This is a genomic window from Streptomyces lushanensis, from assembly GCF_001700515.1.
Taxonomy (GTDB): Bacteria; Actinomycetota; Actinomycetes; order Streptomycetales; family Streptomycetaceae; genus Streptomyces; species Streptomyces lushanensis.
This window is the reverse complement of the sequence record NZ_MAUD01000505.1, coordinates 1-3394: the sequence shown is the minus strand read 5'-3', so window position 1 is coordinate 3394 and position 3394 is coordinate 1. Positions and strand designations below refer to the sequence as shown.

Genomic DNA, 3394 nt, shown 5'->3' with positions numbered 1-3394 from the left:
TGCGAGGCCGTCATGAGGCCGAGGGTAGGCCGCGCGCGAGTCTTTGGCTACCCGTCGGTAACACCTTTCACCGGACACCCCCCGGGTCACTCGCGCGGTGCGCGGCCGACACCCGAGGTCAGCGCACCGCGCGAGTGACCCGGGGGGTGTCCGGTGAAAGGTGTTACCGACGGGTAGCCAAAGACTCGCGCGCGGCCTACCCTCGGCCTCATGACGGACTCGCAGGCCTCCGCCGCCGCACCCGGACCCGGCGCCGCTTCCCAAGCCCGCGTCGGGACCGGTGGTGGCACCCACGTCGGGACCGGTGCTGGCACCCGCGTCGGGACCGGAGGCGGGACCGGTGGTGGCGCCGGTGGCGGCACCAACCCCGTGGCCGCAGTCCCGGCCGGTGTGCGCACCGCGGCCGAGGTGGTCACGCCCGAGGTGGTCGCCCGGCTCACACGCGGCGTCACCGGCTCCGGCCGTACCGCCGGCCGCACCCCCTTCACCGGCGAGAAGCTGGCGGACCTGCCCGAGTCCACCCCCGAGGACGTGGCGACCGCCTTCGAGCGGGCCCGTTCCGCCCAGCCCGGCTGGGCCGCCCTCCCGGTACGCGGGCGGGCCGCCGTACTGCTCCGCTTCCACGATCTCGTACTGGAGCGCCAGGCCGAGGTGCTCGATCTGATCCAGCTCGAAACCGGCAAGGCGCGGCTGCACGCCCACGAGGAGGTCCAGGCCGTCGCCGTCGCCGCCCGCCACTACGGGCGCGCGGCACGCTCGTATCTGCGGCCGAAGCGCCACACCGGCGCCGTACCGGTCCTCACCAAGGTCACCGAACTGCGCCGGCCGCGCGGTGTCGTCGGCCAGATCGCGCCCTGGAACTATCCCCTCGAACTGTCCGTCGGCGACGCCCTGCCCGCGTTCGTCGCCGGCAACGCCGTGGTGATGAAGCCCGACACCGGGACCGCCCTCACCGCGCTGTGGGCCCGGGACCTGCTGATCGAGGCCGGACTGCCCGCCGAGGTCTTCCAGGTGGTGCTCGGCGAGGGCCCGGTCGTCGGCCCCGAGGTCGTCGGACGCGCCGACTACGTCTCCTTCACCGGCTCCACCCGTACCGGCCGTGAGGTCGCCCGGGGCGCGGCGGACCGCCTGGTCGGTGTCTCGCTCGAACTGGGCGGCAAGAACGCCATGCTGGTCCTGGAGGACGCGGATGTGGAGAAGGCCGCGGCGGGCGCGGTGCGCGCCTGCTTCTCCTCCGCGGGCCAGCTCTGCGTCTCCATCGAGCGGCTCTATGTGCACGAATCGCTGGCCGACGCGTTCGTGGCGCGGTTCGCCGCCCGTACGAGGGCGATGCGGCTCGGCGGCGCGCTCGCCTACGGCGCGGACATGGGCTCCCTCGCGAGCGAGCGCCAGCTCACCACGGTCACCCGTCATGTCGAGGAGGCCGTGGCCAAGGGCGCCACGGTGATCGCGGGTGGGGTCGCGCGCCCCGACATCGGCCCGCTCTTCCACGAGCCGACCATTCTCGAAGGCGTCGAGGCGACGATGGCGGTGTGTACGGAGGAGACGTTCGGCCCGGTCGTGTCCGTCCACCGGTTCGGCGACGAGGACGAGGCGGTCCGGCTCGCCAACGCCACGCCGTACGGCCTCAACGCCAGCGTATGGACGAAGAACGCGGCACGCGGCCAGGCGGTGGCGGCCCGGCTGCGGACCGGCACGGTCAACATCAACGAGGGATACGCGGCGGCGTACGGCAGCGTGCGGGCACCGATGGGCGGAATGAAGGATTCCGGGCTCGGTCGGCGACACGGCGCCGAGGGCATCCTCAAGTACACCGAGGCCCAGACCGTCGCCCAGCAGCGGATCATGCCCATAGCTCCGTCCTTCGGGATGGACGACGGGCGGTACGCGGCCTTCATGAGCCGAGGCCTGCGGGCCATGAAGGCGCTCGGGCTGCGGTAGTCCCCGATCGGCAGGCCGGCGGCTTCCGTCCGGTCCTCGACGCGGGAGCCGAGGCCGTACCACGACCGGGCCCGGCACACGACCGAGGCGCGGACACGACGGAGGCGCGGACACGCCAGAGGCGCTGCACCCCCCTCCGAGCGCAGCGCCTCTGACGTGTATGCGGGCCGTACGCGGATTACGCGGCGGCGCTGCCCTGACGGCGTCGGAGCGCGAACACCACTCCGGCACCGGCGACGATCGCGATACCGCCGGCCATACCGATGACGGGCACCATCGAGGACGAGCCGGTCTCGGCCAGGCTGCCCTGCGGCTTGATCTCGTTGTCACCGGTGGGGTTGGGGAGCGGCTTCTTGCCACCCTCCTGCGGTTCGGCCTCGTTGGGCTCGCCCGGGTCCGCACCGGCGCCGAGGATCTCGAACTCGTAGAAGGTGTCGTTGTCCTCGATGACGCAGTTGCCCTCGCCGTCCGAGTACAGACCGATGCTGAAGACGACACCGAGCCCGGCCGGGGCCGCCTTGGCCACGCTCAGCCGCAGATCGATGGTGTACGACTGCTTGGCCTTGACCTCGGTGTAGCCGATGTAGCCGTAGTTCTCGTCCTCCTGGTCGAGGGAGATGTCCTCCCACACACCCGACTCGGGGTCCTTGAACTGGAGCGTCAGATACCGGCCGGTCTCCTCGCCCGTCTCCTCGTCGAGGAGCCGGCTCGCGAAAGCGCCGAAGTCGACGCGCTTGAAGTCCTCGTCGCCCCTGTTCGCGACGTTGAGCTTGAGGTCGTGGAAGCCGCTGCCCGCGACGATCTTCTCGGGCAGCCCGCTGACGCCGGTCCGCAGGTCCTTGCTGAAGACGACCTCGCCGTTCGTCTCGTCCAGGCAGCCCACCGGGCCCTCGCTCGGCTCGTCGCTCGGGCTGGTGCTCGGAGCGGGAGGAGCGGTGGTCCCGGTGGTCGGGGGCGGGGAGGACGGCGACGAGCTCTCCGAGGCGGCCGGGCTCGACGGCGTGCCGCTCCCGGTGGTCGGCGGGGCGCTGGTGGGCGTGCCGCTCTCCGAGTCCTCGGGAGCCGGGGACATGGTGCTCTCGGACGCGCCGGGGGAAGGTGACTCGGTCGTGGTTGCGACCGTGTCGTCGCCGCTCGCGAACGCGGCCGGCGCCGAGAAGAGCGCGGCGGGCGCGATGACGGCGGTCGCGGCTGCGACGGCCATGGCGCGGCGAAGCTTCATGAAGACCTCGGCGAAGTCCGGCGTACCGCGCGGACGCGGTACGGAGTCGTTGGGCCTTCGCCGATGTGGCTCATGGGTGAGGCCGGTCATTACGCAAGCAAGACCCATGACATGGGGCGATGGTTGCGGCCGACTTCACGAAATCTTTAAGTGGCCTGCGTCACATGTCCGTGCACGTGTCCTGGTGGACGCGCGTCGCGCACGGAGCGGGACGCGCGTCCACCAGGACAC

2 protein-coding genes are annotated in these 3394 nt (G+C 71.9%); one reads left to right on the top strand and one right to left on the bottom strand.

All coding sequences use genetic code 11. The features are described 5' to 3' along the window. Nucleotides 1-210 precede the first annotated feature (210 nt). On the top strand, nt 211-1941 hold the full coding sequence (locus BFF77_RS30480; RefSeq protein ID WP_079125636.1) for a succinic semialdehyde dehydrogenase: 1731 nt from the start codon (nt 211-213) through the stop codon (nt 1939-1941). A 178-nt stretch (nt 1942-2119) separates the two neighbouring features. Here BFF77_RS30480 and BFF77_RS30475 read toward each other — a convergent pair whose 3' ends face one another. Next, on the bottom strand, nt 2120-3253 hold the full coding sequence (locus BFF77_RS30475; RefSeq protein ID WP_245703865.1) for an LAETG motif-containing sortase-dependent surface protein: 1134 nt from the start codon (nt 3251-3253) through the stop codon (nt 2120-2122). Between the last annotated feature and the right edge of the window lie 141 nt (nt 3254-3394).

Excerpts from the sequence above, each read along its gene's own strand:
- BFF77_RS30475 (WP_245703865.1), bottom strand. The coding sequence starts at position 3,253 with ATGACCGGCCTCACCCATGAGCCACATCGGCGAAGGCCCAACGACTCC.
- BFF77_RS30480 (WP_079125636.1), top strand. The coding sequence starts at position 211 with ATGACGGACTCGCAGGCCTCCGCCGCCGCACCCGGACCCGGCGCCGCT.